This window comes from Rhodococcus sp. ARC_M6, from assembly GCF_022810305.1.
In the GTDB taxonomy this organism is placed as follows: Bacteria; Actinomycetota; Actinomycetes; order Mycobacteriales; family Mycobacteriaceae; genus Rhodococcus_F.
Genome location: NZ_JALGQH010000019.1, coordinates 63,443 through 81,895, shown reverse-complemented (window position 1 = coordinate 81,895; position 18,453 = coordinate 63,443). Strand labels below are relative to the sequence as shown.

Sequence of the window (18,453 nt, the reverse complement as noted above, 5' to 3'; positions counted from 1 at the left end):
GCAGAACGCGCATATGACCGCGAGTGGCCGCTTTGCGCGGGTTACCGGTCAACGCATCGATGCCAACTAGTATCGATGAGGTGTCCGGTGCCGAACGAACGAACAGGAGCCGTCGCAACTCGCGACGTCGCCCTGCCGTCGGCAACCCCGAAAGATCTGCGATGCGTACGGTCCGCGAAACTTCGGCCGGCGGATTGGTCGTCGACGGCTGGGGTGGCCCGCCCGAACGCCTGTGCGCTGCACTGATCGGCCGGACCGACCGCCGCGGACGTCTTCTGTGGTCACTCCCCAAGGGTCACATCGAGCAGGGTGAGACGGCCGAGCAGACGGCGATGCGCGAAGTCGAGGAAGAAACGGGCATTCAGGGAACCGTCCTGGCGCCGTTGGGCAGCATCGACTACTGGTTTGTCACCGAAGGCCGACGGGTCCACAAAACCGTGCACCACTACCTCCTACGTTTTCTCGGCGGAGAACTTTCCGACGAGGATATCGAGGTCACCGAGGTCGCGTGGGTTCCGCTGTCCGAACTGCATTCCCGTCTCGCCTATGCGGATGAACGGAAACTGGCCGAACTCGCCTCGCAGATGATCGCAGAAATGCCGCGGACCAAAGACACTCCCCGCACCACCGCGATACCAACGCTCCCGAAGGAACCGGACGCCGGATGAGAATGGCTCTACGGAGAGCGGGTGTTGCCGCTCTGGTGATGGCCGCTGTTGGATTGACAGGCAGTGCTGGTGTGGGCCCCGCAACCCCCGCCCCGGCCGGTGCGCTCCCAGCAGATACCGACTCTCAGACCCGCGCTCCTCGTACCAGCAACGACGGTAAATTCCTGGAACTCTCCATCCAATCCACCTCGCCCAGCACTATCACCACGACCAGTGATCCCACCGTGGTCGTGCGAGGCACCGTCAAGAATGTCGGCGACCGGCCCGTCGAAGATGTCGGCGTCCGGTTGCAACGAGCGCCGGCCATCGACAATGCAGTCGACGTGCGCGGCGCACTCGAATTCGATCAAGCCATCTTCGATACCGTCGGCGAATTCGATACCGTCGCCACCAGCCTCGACAAGGGTGAATCCCGGCCCTTCACGCTTTCACTCCCGCTGCGCTCCGCCACTGAACTTTCCCTCGACATCACCGAACCCGGCGTCTACCCGATGCTCGTCAACGTCAACGGCACCCCCGAATACGGCGGCGCAGCCAGGCTCGACGACGCGCGATTCCTCCTCCCGGTTCTCGGAGTACCCGCTGCGTCGGACGCAAAGACGACATCCACATCGACCAGCGCTTCCACCGCAGTTGTCCCTCCCGACACCTCGGCCCCGGTCGGCGTGACGATGATATGGCCTCTCGCCGACGCCCCGAAACTCGTCGGCGGAATCCCCGGATCGATCAACGACCCCATCCGCCTGATCGACGACGAACTTGCCACCGAACTTTCCGACGGCGGACGCCTCGACGCGCTTGTCGACGCCGTCGAATCTGCGACCAAAACCGAAAATGATGCCGACGGCCGGGTCTCGGATTCACTCTGCCTCGCGATCGATCCCGACCTGTTGATCACCGTCGAGAACATGACGCGCGGATACCTCGTCGTCGACAATGCCGGAATCCCCGCCGGCGCTACCCATGAAGGCCGCGGACGCGATGCGGCCGGCAACTGGCTGCAAAGAGTCAAGACTTTAGCTGCGTCGATGTGCACGACGTCCGTTCCTTTTGCGCAGGCCGATCTCGCTGCGGTCGGTACCGTCGCACATCCTGAATTGACGGCGACGGCCATCGAGCGCCCCGCCGACATCCTCGACAACATCCTCGGTGTGACCTCGGTGCGGAACTTCGTGTGGCCGGATTCCGGAGTCCTCGATTCGGTCACTGTCGACACTCTCGATGCCCACCCCACCACCGCCCTGGTGGCAGCCTCGTCTGTGGACACACGGGCCGGGGATTCGAGCCGCGCGCAACTGTCCTCACGCATCACCGACACTGTCAGCGCACTCGCTTTCGACACCGGAGCGGCCGCAGCCCTCGCCGCAACCGGATCCAACCCGTCGACCCCGTCGTACATCGACAAGGACACGGCGCCGCAGCTCGTATCCGAATCCCGTGTTGCCCGACGTCAGGATGCGCTGGGCGCACTGGCCTGGTCCGCGTTGACCCCCACAGCCCTGCCGCGCAATCAGATCCTGGCCCCACCGCAACTGTGGAGCGCCGACGCCGACGACGCCACCGCGGTGCTGTCGATGCTGTCGACACTCATCCGATCAGGCCTGGCCACACCACAGTCCCTTCCGGCGCTGCTCGGACGGCAACCCGGCGCCACCGACACCGCGACGCTCGAGTACCCGGAACGGGCAACCGAGGACGGTCCGCAGACATCGGTCATCGACACTGCGCGGACGCAACTGCCCCGGATCGACGCTCTCGAATCGACCCTTGTGGACGATCCCGGACTTCCGCTGACGCCGAAGCGGTTCACGGCGCCGCTCCGTGAGGATCTGCTGCGCGCGATGAGTTCGGCCAATCGACGCGACGCCAGTGCCACCGCCGTCCGAAACGCCGAACGAAGTGCGAGCATCCGCGCAGCCAATGTGACGGGCACCGTCGACAACCTCTACCGAGCAGTCACCGTCGTATCTCCGGGAGGCGTCTACACACTGGCGTCCGGTCAAGCTCCCTTGCTGCTCGTGGCCCGCAACGAACTGCCCATCGCGATCAACGTCAACCTCCGGGTCGATGCTCCTCCGGAGATGAAAATCAGTGATATCGGTCCCAAACAGTTGCCGCCACGCGGTAGCCGACAATTGACTGTGCCTGCGGAAATGAACGATTCCCGCAAGTTGGTCGTCAACTTCTCCCTCACAACAACCGACGGCCTCCAATTGGGAGTGCCGACCAGCGTGACCGTACGGTCGAATGCGTACGGTCGTCCGCTGGCCGCTCTGACCGCTACCGCGGGAGGTTTGCTGTTGTTCTTGGCGGGTAGGCGGCTGTGGCATCGATTCAGGGGTCAGCCGGACCCAGCAGATGAAGGGTACGAACAGCGATGACCGGGAATCCGCCGCAAGGCCCTCGGTCCGGGATCACGCGCAAGAGCGCCGCGACCGGATCGCATCCACGCATGCCACCGTGGGAACGCGGCTACCCGATTCAGCCGGTCAACCCGGACGCGCGTTTCGACGACGCGCCCACCATGACCATTCCGGTGATTCGCGACTATCCGCGCTATCGCGAAGCCGAAATGGAATTGGCGAACCGGCCCGTCTCGGAATCCGGCGAGTTCGATCCCGATTCGCATGCCATGGCCGGCGAGCGCAAGGAATCCAACTCCCGACTCCTCGCCGCAACCGGTTCGATTGCCATCGCAACACTGACGAGCCGTATCACCGGCTTCGCGAAACAGCTCATGGTTCTGATGGTCCTGGGGCCGGCGATCGCCAGCTCCTTCACCATCGCCAGCCAGATTCCGAACATGATCGCGGAACTGGTTCTCGGTGCCGTCCTGACCGCGATCGTCGTACCGGTGTTGGTCCGCGCCGAACGTGAAGACCCTGACAACGGCGAAGAATTCGTTCGTCGACTCTTCACCGCGGCGCTGGTGCTGCTCGGCGTTGCCGCGCTCCTCGCCACCCTCGCAGCACCGATACTCACGAGATACGTCTTCCTGTCTCCGGACGGCAAGGTCAATACCGATCTGACGACAGCTCTGTCGTACCTCTTGTTGCCGGCGATTCTGTTCTACGGACTGTCCGCGCTGTTCACAGCGTTCCTGAACACCCGTCAGATCTTCAAACCCGGCGCCTGGGCACCGGTGATCAACAATGTGATCGTCCTCGTTGTGTTCGTGGTCTTCTATCTGACGCCCGGCGAGATCTCGCTGAACCCGGTCTCGATGAGCGACCCCAAACTGCTGACCCTGGGCCTCGGCATCACCGCCGGTGTCATCGCGCAGGCCGCGAGCCTGATCCCCGCGCTACGACGCGAGAAGATCTCCCTCAAGCCGCTCTGGGGACTCGACGATCGCCTCCGCCAGTTCGGCGGCATGGCCGTCGCCATCATCTTGTACGTGCTGATCAGCCAGATGGGCATGATCTTCGCGACCCGCATCTCCTCACACGTCGACGAGGCCGGCCCGGCCATCTACAGCCAGGCGTGGTTGCTGCTCCAGCTCCCGTACGGCGTCCTCGGTGTGACCGTGCTGACGGCGATCATGCCGCGACTAAGCCGCAACGCCGCCGCCGACGACACCCCCGCTGTGGTCGACGACCTCTCCGTCGCGACGCGACTGACCATGATCACGCTGGTCCCGATCATCATGTTCCTGACGTTCATGGGACCGCAGGTCGGTGAAGCCCTCTACGGCTACGGCCGCTTCGGACCCGAGCAGGCCGAGCGTCTCGGCACCGCCGTGAGCTGGTCGGCCTTCACCCTCATTCCTTACGCACTGGTTTTGATCCAGCTTCGCGTCTTCTACGCCCGGGAACAGGCGTGGACACCGACGTGGATCGTTCTCGGCATCACCGCCGTCAAGGTCGCGCTCTCCGCACTGGTCCCGCTGGTCGCATCCAACACCGACCAGGTCGTGATCCTGCTCGGCGCCGCCAACGGAATCGGATACATCACCGGAGCTGCCATCGGTGGCTACCTACTGCACCGCAGCCTCGGCAACCTGCAGATGGCCAACGTCGGCAAAACCGTGTGGTCCGTCGTACTCGCGTCGTTGGCCGGCTCCCTGACAATGTTGGCCGTCGACCGGGTACTCGGATTCGACCAGCTCACCGAACGATTCGGCGGACCCGGATCGTTTGTTCGCGTCGCTGTCGGCGGCATCCTCATGCTCGCCATCACCTTCACGATTCTGTACTTCAAAAAGATCCCGGAAGTTCTTTCCGTAACGGTTGCCGTCTCCCGGAAGATTCGTTCTTTGTTGGGTCGCCCCGAGCCGACACAGAAATCGCATGCAATTCCGGACGAAGACAACTCGGACAAAAATATCGACGACGCCGCAACCGTTCTGATTCCCGCAATCAGAATGGGATCAAACGCGTACGAACAGCCAGGTGCGCTGCCGTACCCTGGTGCTGGAACCACCCCTCGACCTGGAACGACCGCTGGTTCTGGAACGAGGGGATGGTCAACCGAAAGTGAAGGAGCGAGGGTGAGCAACGACAAGGTCTCCGACGACAAGAACGCCGGAACTTCTGCCGTGAAGGCGTCCAAGCCGGCCTCGGCTGTAGAACCCAAGGCCGCTCCACCTGAGACAGCTGCGCCGAAGGCTGTGGCACCTCAAGCTGTGGCACCGAAGACTGTGGCACCTCGAGCTGCGCCATCCAAGGCTGTGCCACCAAACGCTGTGCCGGCTTCGGCACCCCCGGCTTCCCGACCCCCGGCCAACGCGCCGACTGCCTCGGCGCCGACTGCCTCGGTGCCCCGGTCGATGCCGCGTGGGCCCAAACTCATTCCCGGCGCCTCGGTCGCCGGCGGACGTTACCGACTACTGGCACCTCACGGCGGAACCCGCGGACTGCAGTTCTGGGAAGCCCTCGACGTCAAACTCGATCGCGAAGTAGCCCTGACGTTCGTCGACGCGGAACAGCGCGGCGACGACAACCCGCAGTCCGGTCCGCAGGCCGTGCTTTCGCGCACATTACGCCTGGGCCGCATCAATTCTCCCGGACTCGCGCGAGTCCTCGACGTCGTCCGTGGAAGCTCGGGCGGCATCGTCGTCGCTGAATGGACGCCGGGCCGATCACTGCGCGAAATGGCCGAAACGACGCCGTCGCCGATCGGTGCCGCACGCGCTGTTCGTAGCCTCGCATCTGCCGCCGAGGCAGCTCACCGTACCGGTGGTGCACTGTCCATCGATCACCCCGATCGGGTGCGTATCAGCATCAACGGCGATGCCGTACTCGCTTTCCCCGCAACGCTTGCCGAGGCGGATTCCACCAGCGACGTTCGCGGTCTCGGCGCCATGCTCTACGCCCTGATCACGGCCCGTTGGCCCCTCGCGGAACCCTCGGCCGGCCCTGTCGGCGGATTGCTGCCGGCTGGTCGCGATGCTGCCGGACGCCCGATCGAGGTACGCGTCATCCGCCCCGAGGTACCGTTCGATATCTCAGCGGTCGCCACACGGGCACTGCAGTCGGAGAGTGGAATCCGTACTGCCGCAACGGTGCAACACATTCTCGATCAGGCATCTGTTGTCAACGACAAGACGGAAATGATTCCGGCTCTGCGTCTGGGCCATCGCGATCCGGGTATGTCCGGACACGCCTTGACAGACCCCGAGGCAATTGAAGCCGAGAAGAAGAAGTCGACGCGGATGCTTGCCGCATTGACCGCACTCGGCGTCTTCACAGTCATCGTGCTGATCCTGCTCGGCGTGTGGGTTGCCAGTTTCCTCTCGGGCAGCAGTAGCGACACTCCACTGAGTGAACAGAACTTCGGTTTGACCACGGAAGTTTCTGCGCCCGAGACGAATTCGTCACCGGCTCCCGCTGTCGCCACCATGCCGGTGAACGCCTCTCGCGTGACCGTGTTCTCACCTCAAGGCACCCCGGATCAACCGGCTACCGCCAAGAACGTCATCGACGGAAACCCTGCCACCGAGTGGTCAACAGACTCGTACTTCCAGCCCTTCCCGTCACTCAAGAACGGCGTCGGCCTGATGCTGACGCTCGCTGATCCCGCGGCGCTGAAGAACGTTTCGATTACATCCGATTCGCCCGGTACCGTCGTCGAAATCCGTTCTGCCCCTTCTGCTGACACAACACTTGATCAGACGAAGGAAATCGGATCCGGAGTCTTGAAAAGCGGCGTCACCGAAATTCCGGTCACCAGCGACAGTGCCGGACAGTTCGTGCTGGTCTGGATCACCAAGCTCAGTACGCAATCCGGACAGAACCAAACATCCATCTCAGACATAACGTTCACTGCTGCCCGCTAACCCGTCTCCGACCCCTCGAAAGCCCCTCCACTGGGCTAACATCCGCCCGTGCACACTTATCGGGGGGGCACCGGGGGCGGGGCTACGGATTTCGAATTACTGACAGCACATGTGGCGGGCGATCCACATGCTTTCCGTGAACTGCTGACCCGGCATCAGGATCATCTATGGCACGTCGCCCGGCGTACCAGCTATTCGGACGAGGATGCGGCGGACGCACTCCAGGAGGGGTTGCTCTCCGCGCATCGCAACGCTTCCAAGTTTCGCCGGGACGCGGCCGTGCGGAGTTGGCTGCATGCAATTGTCGTCAATGCGTGTCTGGACCGGATACGGCGAAACAAGTCTCGCCAAGCGCTGTCGTTGTCGGCCGACAACGTGGAGGAGCCACGGGATCCTCGCGACGCCGTCGAAGCGGTGGACATGAGCATGACCGTCGAAGCAGCGTTGGCCGCATTGCCTCCTGAGCAGCGCGCTGCCGTCGTCGCTGTGGACATGGAGGGCTATCCCGTGGCCGAGGCCGCACTGCGTCTAGGGATTCCGGTCGGGACCGTGAAGAGTCGCTGCGCTCGTGCTCGGAAGCGTCTTGCGGGCGAATTGGCCCAGTTCGGCGGTACCGGGAACCGATCATGACTCTGCCGCGTCCTATCTTGTGAGCGCAATAGTGTGCGCTGCCGCCGAGGAAGGGGAAGGTTCATGACAGATTCATCTGTACCTGGTCCGTCTGTTCTTGCCCCACCATTTTCCGAGGACCTTCTGGCTGATCTTCACGCCGGTGTTCTCGCTCCGAAAACCAGCGAAACTTTGTGGCCTCTGGTCGAAGCAGACCCGGATGCGCTGTCGTTCGTCCGAAAACTCGACAACGTGACTCAGGTGCTGCGTACCCAGGGCGACATCGACAACCACACTTCTACCGACACCGATCACATTCCGCCAGAACTGGCCACTCGCATCCACGAAGCATTGGATAACGAATGGGCACAACAGAATTCCGATTCCCCGAATTTCACGTCCAATGTGGTGCCGTTACGACGGTCACGACGCGGGTGGGTGATCGGCGGAGCTGCAGCGGCAACTATTGCCGTCGTAGCCGTCTTGATTGCGGTACGCCCCAACCAGCCCGAGCCTGATCTCACCGCACAGCCGATATCCACCGTGGCATCAACACCGAGCGTGAGCAAAGACCCGACTCCCGATAGTTTCTTGTCCTTGATCGGTTCCAAAAATCTTGGACCACTGGAAGATCCGACAAAACTATCTGGATGCCTGCTCGCCAACGGATTTACGGCAGATCAACCACTTCTAGGTTCCGGTGAGGTCACCGTCCAAGGAACCCCAGCCGTTGTTCTTCTGTTGCGCGGCAAAGATTCTCGCCAGATCACGGCTCTTGCCGTCGGATTGGACTGCAGCACCGACAATCCGAACATGGTGTCGCTCAAAACTATCGGCTGATTTCTGCCGCCGGCAGCAACAGTTCCAGCATTCTGGTCCGAAGTTCATCCGTATTATCCTCCACGGCGATGAGGCTCGAGAACATGGCGGCTCCGGCTGCCATCACCAACACTGCCTTTGCATCCAGTAGAGCAGCGTCCGGATCATTCGAGTTCTGAATAAACAACGCGGTGCTCGGTCCACTGAAGCCACGCCAGAGCTCGTTGCGGAGGTCATCGTGATCGCGTAGCGCGGCCAGCAGTCCGGGCGCAGCCGCGCGCACCTCGGGCCGCGAGAACAACAATGCGCTGCCGTCGACCACCCAGCGAATCCACCCCACGCGGTCCGTCCCCTCGAAGGGCGTCAGATCAGGCGTCGCTCCGAGAATAGATCCCAGAACCAGGTGTGCCTTGGACGGCCATCTCCGGGACATGGATGCCCGACTGACACTCGCTCGGGCGGCAATGGCGCGCAGACTTAGTTGCTCCCAACCGACGTCGAGAAGCATCGAGCGGGTGACCTCGAGAACTGCGTCGTCGATGCGTGGGTCTCGTGGGCGACCGGATCCTGTGGTGTTCATCGTGACGAATTGTCGGACAGATTCGGTGTCGGCGCTATATCGTGCCATATACGAGTCCACTGGCAACGTAATAATTCAGGCGCCGACCGGAAGAAGAACATGACCACACCGCCTCGACCCGCGATTTTCGAACCTGCCCGCCTCGGGCCGCTGACCTTGAAGAACCGCATTATCAAAGCCGCCACATTCGAGGGCGTCATGCCCCGTGGAGCGGTTTCGGACGATCTGATCAACTTCCACGCCGAAGTCGCTCGTGGCGGTGCCGCCATGACCACCGTCGCGTATTGCGCCGTCTCACCCGGTGGACGCGTGCACCGCGACACCCTCGTCATGAACGAGCAAGCACTACCGGGACTGCGTCGTCTCACCGACGCAGTCCACGCCGAAGGCTCGCTCGCAGCCGCCCAGATCGGTCATGCCGGACTCGTCGCCAACACCCTCTCCAACAAGACCAAGACCCTCGCCCCGTCGACGCGTCTGAGTCCGCCGGCCATGGGCATCGTGAAGGGCGCGACCCTCGCGGAACTCGACGGTGTCGTCGCCGACTACGAGCGCACCGCACGAATCGCGGTCGATGCCGGATTCGATGCCATCGAGGTCCATCTCGGTCACAACTACCTGCTCAGTTCATTCATGAGCCCCAACCTGAACAAGCGCCACGATCAGTACGGCGGCAGCGTCGCCAAGCGCGCCGAGTACCCGCGTCGGGTCATCGAAGCCGTCCGCCTCGCAGCCGGATCATCGGTGGCGGTCACCGCGAAGTTCAATATGTCCGACGGCGTCCCCAAAGGCCTGTGGCTCGACCAGAGCCTGCCCATCGCCAAGATTCTCGAGGCCGACGGCCACCTCGACGCGATGCAATTAACCGGCGGCAGTTCACTTCTCAACGGAATGTACTTCTTCCGCGGCGAAGTTCCGATGGCAGAGTTCGTTGCTTCCCAACCCAAACTCGTGGGATACGGCCTCAAGTTCTACGGCCCGAAAATCTTCCCGACGTACCCGTTCGAGGAGGGATTCTTCCTTCCCTTCGCCCGCCAGTTCCGTGAGACCCTGAAGTTGCCGCTCATCCTGCTCGGTGGCATCAATCGCGTCGACACCATCGACAATGCCCTGAGTGAAGGCTTCGAATTTGTCGCGATGGCCCGCGCACTTCTGCGAGACCCTCAGCTGGTCAACAAATTTCAGGCCGAAAGCGTCGCCGAGGGGCTGTGCATCCACTGCAACAAGTGCATGCCCACCATCTACAGCGGAACTCGCTGCGTCGTGCGGGAGGCCCTGCGCACCTAACTGCCGAGTGCGAACCTTCCAGCAGACGCCAACTCGAGGGACAACTGAGGGTCAAACCACTTTTCGGGCCAGGCCGGGAACAACACCCCTTATCCTGGTGTTGATCGGTACGGCTCTCGAAGAACGAAGAGTCGGCTCTTTACTACTGGAAGGCTCGCATGACCACTCCGTCCACGGTCCATGACGTCATCATTGTCGGTTCCGGCCCCGCCGGATACACCGCAGGTGTCTACACCGCGCGCGCCGAGCTCCAGCCCCTCCTCTTCGAGGGAACCCAGTTCGGCGGCGCCCTCATGACCACCACCGAAGTCGAAAACTTCCCCGGATTCCGCGAAGGAATCATGGGCCCCGACCTCATGGAACAGATGCGCGAACAAGCCCTGCGCTTCGACACCGACATCCGCACCGAAGACGTCGACGAAATCGACCTGCGCCAGCCGATCAAAACCGTCGTCGCCAACGGCGAAACCTACGCCGCCCACGCCATCATCCTGGCCATGGGCGCCGCCGCCCGTTACCTCGGCATCGACGGCGAAGAACGCCTGCTCGGCCGCGGCGTCAGCGCCTGCGCCACCTGCGACGGGTTCTTCTTCCGCGACCAGGACATCGTCGTCGTCGGCGGCGGCGACTCCGCCATGGAAGAAGCGACCTTCCTTACCCGCTTCGCCCGCTCCGTGACCCTGGTGCACCGCCGCGAAGAGTTCCGGGCCTCGCGCATCATGCTCGAACGCGCCAAGGCGAACGAGAAAATCCGGTTCCTCGTCAACACCGAACCCCTCGAAGTGTTGGGCGAGAACAGTGTCACCGGCTTGAAGGTCCGCGACACCGTCACCGGTGAAACGTCGATTCTCGAGATCACGGGCATGTTCGTCGCCATCGGCCACGATCCGCGCAGTGAACTCGTCAAGGGCCAGGTCGATCTCGACGACGCCGGCTACGTCCGCGTCGCCCCCGGTTCCACCGCCACCTCCGTCGACGGTGTTTTCGCGGCCGGTGACCTGGTCGATCACACGTACCGTCAGGCCATCACCGCTGCCGGCACCGGATGTTCCGCCGCCATCGACGCCGAACGTTGGCTGGCCGATCGTGGCGATATCACCGCCAACACCCTCGACGCCGCCGGTCACGCCGTCGACGTCGTCGGCGCCCCCTGATTTCTGACCGCAGCTCGTTCACCACTTTCGAGGAGTAATCGTGTCGAATACCGTCACCATCACCGACGATTCGTTCAAGCAGGACGTTCTGGCCAGTGACAAGCCCGTTCTGGTCGACTTCTGGGCAACCTGGTGCGGCCCGTGCAAGATGGTCGCTCCGGTTCTCGAGGAAATTGCCGGTGAGAACAGCGACAAGCTGACCATCGCCAAGCTCGACATCGACGCCAACCCGGCGTCGGCTCGCGACTTCCAGGTGATGTCGATTCCGACGTTGATCCTGTTCAAGGGCGGTAAGCCTATCAAGACGATCGTCGGAGCCAAGGGCAAAGCGGCGCTGCTCAAGGAACTCGCGGACGTCTTGTGAGTTGGGGGGATTCTCGCAATCCCCAGATTTTCTGAGATAATCGATCGATGTGCCTGTCCAGGTCCACTGCCAGGCACATCGATCGAATTCTTTTACCCGATCCGAGAGGTTTTCACGCATGCATCGACTCCGACACGGTGATCACGGCCCGGCCGTCGCCGAGATTCGGGGCACGTTGACGAAGCTGGGATACCTGCATCACATCCCCTCCAGCATTCGACGTGAAAGCGGCGACGGTGCCCACTGGGTTACGCCGGACGTCATCTTCGATCAGCACCTCGACAGCGCCGTTCGTGCCTTCCAGCAGCAACGTGGGCTGCTTGTCGACGGAATTGTGGGCCCTGCAACGTATCGGTCCATTCGTGAGGCCTCGTACCGTCTGGGCGCCCGAACTCTGATCTATCAGTTGTCCGCGCCGCTGTACGGCGACGACGTGGCAGCGCTGCAGACCAGACTTCAGGATCTCGGGTTCTACACGGGTCGCGTCGACGGTTTCTTCGGCCCGAAAACTCACGAATCCCTTTCTTCCTTCCAGCGTGAAATCGGTATCGCGGCCGACGGTATCTGCGGTCCGCAGACGCTTCGCTCGCTCGAGCTTCTCGGCACCCGTGTCACCGGTGGTTCGCCGCACGCGATCAGCGAGCAGGAACTGGTGCACCGTAAGGGCCCGCAGCTCGGCGGAAAGCGCATCGTCATCGATCCGGGTTTGGGTGGGCCGTCCACCGGCGCCATCGTGAACGGGATTTCCGAAGCCGACATCTTGTGGGATCTCGCTATGCGCCTCGAGGGGCGAATGGCAGCCACGGGAATGGAAACCTTCCTCTCGCGCCCGCACAATGCGGATCCGACCGAAGCCGAACGTGCGTTGACCTCCAACGCATTCGACGCCGATCTCTTGATCTCGTTGCGCTGCGACAGCAATTCCAGCCCGTCGGCCAGCGGCATCGCCAGCTTCCATTTCGGTAACTCGCACGGCTCCGTGTCGAGGATCGGCCAGCTGCTCACGGGCTTTGTCCAGCGTGAAATTGTTGCGCGAACTCCGTTGCGGGACTGCAGAACTCACGGCCGTACGTGGGAGTTGTTGCGCCTGACCAACATGCCGACAATTCAAATCGATCTCGGATACCTCTCCAACGCGAATGATGTTGAGGTACTTACCAATCCGCGGATGCGCGACACCATCGCCGAAGCAATTCTAATTTCGGTCAAGCGTCTCTACCTGCTCGGCCAGGACGATCAGCCGACCGGCACGTTCACCTTCGCGGAGCTTCTCGCAGAAGAACTTTCGGTAGCCGAACGCAACTGACGCGCGCCGACGGGTGGCAATCCCGTCAACTACACGCGCGTCAGTTCGCCGGCCTGAATCATCTCGAGCGCTGCGCTCTGCAGGAGGCGGTCGAGTGCTTCCTCGACATCAACCTTCCACTCGTGGTCACGATTGAGCTCGAGGCGTAGCCGCGGGTACCGATGGTGGGGGGCAACAACCTCGAAACCGCAGTCCTCGAGGAAGTCAGCACTGATCATGCATTCTTCCGGCGAACATTCCAGGGCTGCCGTCGCCGACGCAACTCCCTCGAACTGCCGCTGCGGTTCTCCGCGGATTCCGAATGCTTCCAAGGCGCGTACACCGCGTCGCACAAGATCGTTCACCACAGCCGCAATGAGAGCCGGCCCGAGGCTTTCCTCTTCGCCTGAAGGTTCCAGTCTGAGGCTGGTCAGAAGTACGGCGTCGGAGCCGACCGGGCTGGTGGGAAACATCTGTGCCCGCGGAATGCTGCGGGGAGGAGCGTAGAGGGCACTGCCCAGTGGCTTACCGTCCTTGACTGCGACTTGTCCGCAGGATCCCCATTCGAGCAAGACCATCGACAGCCAGGCTTCTTTCTCGAACTCCTGATCACAAAACCCGCGAGCCGCGTGAAGCGCCGCCGGATCCATCTCCCAGAACACGCACCGGCGAGCGTGCGAAGAAAGTTGATCGAGACCGTCGAGGCGCAGTGACGTGATTGTGTGAGTCGACACTGACTAACTCACTCTCCGTAGTTCTCTGTTGCAAAGTTCGCTGGTGCACATTTTCAGATCTCTGTTGAAGATTTTCGGCCCAACCGACGTATTTTCCTTCTCCAGACTAAGCCACCACGACGCCGTCGGCAGCGCCATGATGTTCGTCTTCCCTAACCTGTTGCAGACCAACATATTTCATTCCAAATACCGATTCGGAAACTCCCGTTTCCGACAGTATTGTCACAGTGACGAAAGTCGGTAGGGTATCGGGATGTCAGAGTTTCGTCACTTCTTCGACTTCTGCGATTCCATCATCCCGACGATGCGCTGGAGGTCATCGACGGAGCCGAATTCGACCACAATCTTGCCCTTGCGCTTGCCCAGACTGACCGTCACACGAGTGTCGAACGAGTCCGACAATCGCTCCGCCACATCCTGAAGACCTGGCATCACAATCGGCTTCCGCTTCTGAGGCGGAGCGATCTCGTTGTCTGCCCGGTTGGCCAAAGTGACAGCTTCCTCGGTCGCTCGGACGGACATTCCTTCCGCCACAACACGCGCCGCCATCACTTCCTGAGCGTCGGCACCCGCCTCGAGGGAGAGCAATGCACGAGCATGCCCGGCCGAGAGAACACCGGCAGCGACACGTCGCTGAACTGCCACGGGCAACTTCAACAAGCGAATCATGTTGGTCACTACCGGCCGTGAACGACCGATCCGGTGAGCCAATTCTTCATGCGTCACCTCGAACTCTTCGAGCAACTGCTGATACGCGGCAGCCTCCTCGAGGGGATTCAACTGGACGCGATGAATATTCTCGAGGAGCGCATCACGCAACATCGAGTCGTCGTCAGTCTCGCGAATGATCGCCGGAATCTTCTCGAGACCGGCTTCCTGACTCGCCCGCCAACGACGCTCACCCATGACAAGTTGGTACTTGTCGCCGTTACGACGAACCACGATCGGCTGCATCAATCCGAATTCGCGGATGGAATGCACCAACTCCGCAAGCGCTTCCTCGTCGAAAACGGTGCGCGGTTGCTTCGGGTTTGTCTCGATCAGACTCGGTTCGATCTCGAGGTACACCGCACCGGTCGGCTCGAGTTCTGCGTTCGATGAGGCGCCGGCTGCGGCCTTCTTGGTAGCTCGCGGCGTCTTCGATGCCGCCACCTTCAGTGGGGGAGGGGAGGGGTTGCGCTTGCTTCCACTGCTGTCTCCACCGATAACGACATCGGCAGCCGCCGAACCGAGGCCGGGTGCCGTAGCCGGGCCGGTGGGAATGAGAGCGGCCAACCCGCGGCCCAATCCGCCTTTACGTGCCTGGGTCATCTCACTGCTCCTGCGTCGTCGTAGCGGTGACAGAGCGGGCGGCGAGTTCGCGGCCCGCATCGAGGTAGCTCATCGCCCCCCGTGAACCTGGGTCGTAGTCGAGCACAGTCATGCCGTAGCCGGGGGCTTCGGAAACCTTGACGCTTCGAGGGATCACGGCGCGGAGAACAGTGTCACCGAAGTGCTTACGAACTTCCTCGGCAACCTGGTCTGCAAGCTTGGTCCGGCCGTCGTACATCGTCAGCAGGACGGTGGAGACGTGCAGATCCGGGTTGAGGTGTGCTTGCACCAATTCGATGTTGCGGAGCAACTGGCCTACGCCCTCGAGGGCGTAGTACTCGCACTGGATCGGGATCAGAACTTCCTTGGCCGCCACCATCGCGTTGACGGTCAGCAGACCCAGAGAAGGCGGGCAATCGATCAGGACGAAGTCCACGTCGAGTTCGGTGAGGACCTTGTCGTTGAGTGCACCCTTGAGTCGATTCTCGCGAGCCACCATCGAGACCAGCTCGATTTCCGCACCGGCCAGATCGATCGTTGCAGGGATGCAGAGAAGTCGCTCACTGTGCGGGCTGGTCTGCACCGCATCAGCGGCCTTCACTTCGCCGATGAGGAGCTCATAGCTCGACGGGGTGCCCGAGGTATGTACGACGCCAAGCGCGGTGCTGGCGTTGCCCTGAGGGTCCAAATCGACGACGAGGACCCTCAGCCCTTGAAGGGCGAGCGCCGATGCGAGGTTGACCGTCGTTGTTGTCTTTCCGACGCCACCCTTCTGGTTGGCGATCGTGATCACTCGACGGAATGCCGGCCGGGGCAGGGACACCGAATGCGGGTGCAGCACCTGACTCGCGCGATGCGCAGCGGCACCGATCGGGGTCTCCGCCGACGACAGCCCCGCATAGGGGGCAGTGAAGTTCTCGTCGTCATTGATCACCGGATCCGCGCTGACAACCGGAGTCGTTGTTTCACGTGAAACAGCAGATTCAGATCGAGCCGGCATTGACTGCTCCTTGGATTGCGAATCGATCACGGGGTGCTCTCATCATCTGTACTTTCTTGTCCATCGTCATCCGAGAATTGTTGGCGGACATCGTCAGCGCTGACGTCGTTTGGGGAGGCGTTCTGCCTTGACCACAACCGTCGGAGTCCGGAGAAACTCGGATCCACATTCGAGTATTTCGAACTTGCCGGCACCAAGTTTTGTCAACGCGGTTCGGTCTCGTTCGATCTCTTCGGCGGCACTCGACCCCTTCAAGGCGAGCATCCGTCCGTGCTCATGAATGAGGGGGAGTGACCACCGTGCCAACTTTTCCAGAGGAGCGACGGCACGCGAAGTGACGACATCGGCGCCGCCCGCCTCCTTCACCACACCCGATTCTTCGGCGCGCCCACGAACGACAAGCACATCCAACCCGTTGGCTTCGATGAACTCGGCAAGGTAAACCGATCGACGCAAAAGCGGTTCGACGAGAGTGATCTTGAGATCCGGTCGTGCGATTGCGAGCGGAATTCCGGGAAGCCCAGCGCCACTTCCCACGTCGACGACGGACTCACCTTCGGCAATCAGTTCACCGATTACGGCGCAATTGAGTAGGTGACGTTCCCATAACCGGGGCACCTCGCGGGGGCCGATGAGGCCGCGCTCGACGCCATCTGTAGCAAGGGATTGGTAGTACCGTTCCGCGATGTCGTATCTGTCACCGAACACAGCGCGCGCAGTCGCTTGTTCATCCCAGTCAACCGACGGCGCACCATTTTGTTCCACGTGAAACATCCTCCCGCGAATACCGCGAAATCAACAATCAAGACTCAAGTCATTATCCGTGTTGTCACCGACAAGTGTTCACTTCTACGCGTCGACTCGCTGTGAGTCTGCCAACTAGTTCAATTCGGCGCCAGGTTTCACGTGAAACATTGGTACAAAAATCTGAATAGCAGAATTAATATCATCACAGTGACGAAACTAGCCTTAGTACTTACATAGGGATTAATTCCCATGAAATGTTCTTGAAATCGGTTTCACGTGAAACATGTCCGTCAGGCCACGGCTAGCGGAAATCGGCGATTGCCCGCATCGCATCGAAGGTTTCCTGCTCGTCCTGTTCGGCACCATGATCACTGAGTTTGACGATGACAGTGCCGGTTCCCGGGTCGACATAGATGAATTGACCATAGACGCCGATCGCCGAGAGGTCCCGCCCGTCACCGCCGGCCGGGTGCCACCACTGGGCCGAGTAACCCCACGAGGAAACCTGATGCGGCGAAGGGGAGGTGATACGAGCAATCCACGCCGGCGGAACAACCTGGGTTCCGTGTGCGACTCCGCCGTCGAGAACCAACTGTCCGATCTTGGCAAAATCACGAGCGGTGGCGTTGATACAGCAGAAGGCCTTCTCCTGGCCACCGTCTCGATCGAGATTCCACGTCGCGGCATCCTGAGCGCCCACCGGCGCCCAGATATCGCGTTGGAGAAGTTCGGTCAATGATGTTCCCTCAACCTCGGCAAGAACCTGGCCCAACAATTGGGTGTCGACGCTTCGATACTCTCCCTCGATACCGGGCGGGAACCGAAGTCCGCGGTGGTCACGGACAAACTCACCGAGGTCCTGGCTGAGATACATCCGCGCGGTGCCCGTCAGGGGAAAGTAAGGATTGTAATTCTCCGACACATCGATACCCGAAGTCATGTCCAGCAGGTTCCGAACCGTGACAGCGTCGTACTCGCCACCCGTCGCAAGTTCGGGGAGAATGTCGACGAGCCTATCGTCCTCACTGAGCTTTCCGGCCTCGATCGCGCGCCCAATCATAAGGGACACAACGGATTTCGCCATCGACCACGACGCCATCTGTGTAGTCGGCTCGATGCCGTCGCGATACCACTCGTGCGTCAACACGCCGTCACGGAGAACCAGGAAGGCATTTGTATTGGTGGTCTCGAGAAAATCGGTAACCGAGATCTGCGTGCCCTTCCACGGCACGGTATCCGGTAGAGGAGCAGCCACGACCGGGAACGGCCGCGGATCGGGTGAAGCCGCCACGGGCCGGGCCGGGTAGAGCAGCCCTTGCCCCGACGGTGCATCGGTCAGCAGCCTCGCCAGCGTCGGCGGAGACGGAATGTCGAGCACTGCAGTAGCGGCAAACAGGCCTGCTACTAGCACTACAACCGTCACGGGAACCCCGATCGCAATCCCGCTCAGGATTCGCCGGCCGCGAGGCTTCTGAGGCTTCTCAGCACTGCCCCCGTCGGAGCGATGGGAATTCTCGGACGGGACAGCGTCGGGCTCGGTCATTCTCGATGATCCTGTCAGTCATGATGTGCTGCCCTCGGAGGAAGGCACGGACAGATCGTTTCACGTGAAACACAT

The 18,453-nt window shown here is 61.6% G+C and carries 15 protein-coding genes; 9 read left to right on the top strand and 6 right to left on the bottom strand.

Going from position 1 to position 18,453, the window contains the following annotated elements; translation table 11 throughout:
• Positions 1 to 161 precede the first annotated feature (161 nt).
• The 5 genes from MTX36_RS19240 to MTX36_RS19220 all read left to right on the top strand — a co-directional run bounded on the left by MTX36_RS19240 (position 162) and on the right by MTX36_RS19220 (position 8,394).
• Positions 162 to 668 carry an NUDIX hydrolase gene (locus MTX36_RS19240; protein WP_243621285.1) on the top strand — a complete coding sequence of 169 codons (507 nt, stop codon included), beginning with the start codon at positions 162 to 164 and terminating at the stop codon, positions 666 to 668.
• Complete coding sequence (locus MTX36_RS19235; RefSeq protein WP_243621284.1) at positions 665 to 3,049, top strand: glycoprotein; 2,385 nt, start codon at positions 665 to 667, stop codon at positions 3,047 to 3,049. The genes MTX36_RS19240 and MTX36_RS19235 overlap by 4 nt, the downstream gene beginning before the upstream one ends.
• Positions 3,046 to 6,945, top strand: coding sequence for a lipid II flippase MurJ (locus MTX36_RS19230; protein WP_243621283.1), 3,900 nt, complete (start codon positions 3,046 to 3,048; stop codon positions 6,943 to 6,945). Before MTX36_RS19235 ends, MTX36_RS19230 begins: the two co-directional genes overlap by 4 nt.
• 48 nt (positions 6,946 to 6,993) lie before the next feature.
• Positions 6,994 to 7,575 (top strand): RNA polymerase sigma factor SigM, encoded by a 582-nt coding sequence (gene sigM, locus MTX36_RS19225; RefSeq protein WP_243621282.1) that lies wholly within the window; start codon positions 6,994 to 6,996, stop codon positions 7,573 to 7,575.
• A 63-nt stretch (positions 7,576 to 7,638) separates the two neighbouring features.
• On the top strand, positions 7,639 to 8,394 hold the full coding sequence (locus MTX36_RS19220) for a hypothetical protein (protein WP_243621281.1): 756 nt from the start codon (positions 7,639 to 7,641) through the stop codon (positions 8,392 to 8,394).
• Here MTX36_RS19220 and MTX36_RS19215 read toward each other — a convergent pair.
• A complete protein-coding gene (locus MTX36_RS19215; protein WP_243621280.1) occupies positions 8,384 to 8,953 on the bottom strand; it encodes a helix-turn-helix domain-containing protein in 570 nt (189 codons plus the stop codon). The genes MTX36_RS19220 and MTX36_RS19215 overlap by 11 nt on opposite strands.
• A gap of 99 nt (positions 8,954 to 9,052) precedes the next feature.
• Between MTX36_RS19215 and nox the strand changes: the two genes are divergently transcribed.
• From nox to MTX36_RS19195, 4 genes are all read left to right on the top strand, one after another.
• Positions 9,053 to 10,240 (top strand): NADH:flavin oxidoreductase, encoded by a 1,188-nt coding sequence (gene nox, locus MTX36_RS19210; protein WP_243621279.1) that lies wholly within the window; start codon positions 9,053 to 9,055, stop codon positions 10,238 to 10,240.
• A 158-nt stretch (positions 10,241 to 10,398) separates the two neighbouring features.
• Positions 10,399 to 11,394, top strand: coding sequence for a thioredoxin-disulfide reductase (gene trxB / locus MTX36_RS19205; RefSeq protein ID WP_243621278.1), 996 nt, complete (start codon positions 10,399 to 10,401; stop codon positions 11,392 to 11,394).
• A 40-nt stretch (positions 11,395 to 11,434) separates the two neighbouring features.
• Complete coding sequence (gene trxA, locus MTX36_RS19200) at positions 11,435 to 11,758, top strand: thioredoxin (protein ID WP_243621277.1); 324 nt, start codon at positions 11,435 to 11,437, stop codon at positions 11,756 to 11,758.
• Positions 11,759 to 11,876: 118 nt separating this feature from the next.
• Positions 11,877 to 13,064 carry an N-acetylmuramoyl-L-alanine amidase gene (locus tag MTX36_RS19195; RefSeq protein WP_243621276.1) on the top strand — a complete coding sequence of 396 codons (1,188 nt, stop codon included), beginning with the start codon at positions 11,877 to 11,879 and terminating at the stop codon, positions 13,062 to 13,064.
• Positions 13,065 to 13,093: 29 nt separating this feature from the next.
• Here MTX36_RS19195 and MTX36_RS19190 read toward each other — a convergent pair whose 3' ends face one another.
• The 5 genes from MTX36_RS19190 to MTX36_RS19170 all read right to left on the bottom strand — a co-directional run bounded on the left by MTX36_RS19190 (position 13,094) and on the right by MTX36_RS19170 (position 18,378).
• Positions 13,094 to 13,777, bottom strand: coding sequence for a GNAT family N-acetyltransferase (locus MTX36_RS19190; RefSeq protein ID WP_243621275.1), 684 nt, complete (start codon positions 13,775 to 13,777; stop codon positions 13,094 to 13,096).
• A gap of 267 nt (positions 13,778 to 14,044) precedes the next feature.
• Positions 14,045 to 15,088, bottom strand: a complete 1,044-nt coding sequence (locus MTX36_RS19185) for a ParB/RepB/Spo0J family partition protein (protein WP_243621274.1) — start codon at positions 15,086 to 15,088, stop codon at positions 14,045 to 14,047.
• A gap of 1 nt (position 15,089) precedes the next feature.
• Entirely contained in the window at positions 15,090 to 16,088 is a 999-nt protein-coding gene (locus tag MTX36_RS19180; protein ID WP_243621273.1) for a ParA family protein, read from the bottom strand.
• A gap of 93 nt (positions 16,089 to 16,181) precedes the next feature.
• On the bottom strand, positions 16,182 to 16,862 hold the full coding sequence (gene rsmG, locus MTX36_RS19175) for a 16S rRNA (guanine(527)-N(7))-methyltransferase RsmG (protein WP_094270581.1): 681 nt from the start codon (positions 16,860 to 16,862) through the stop codon (positions 16,182 to 16,184).
• A gap of 274 nt (positions 16,863 to 17,136) precedes the next feature.
• Entirely contained in the window at positions 17,137 to 18,378 is a 1,242-nt protein-coding gene (locus MTX36_RS19170) for a serine hydrolase (protein WP_243621272.1), read from the bottom strand.
• Between the last annotated feature and the right edge of the window lie 75 nt (positions 18,379 to 18,453).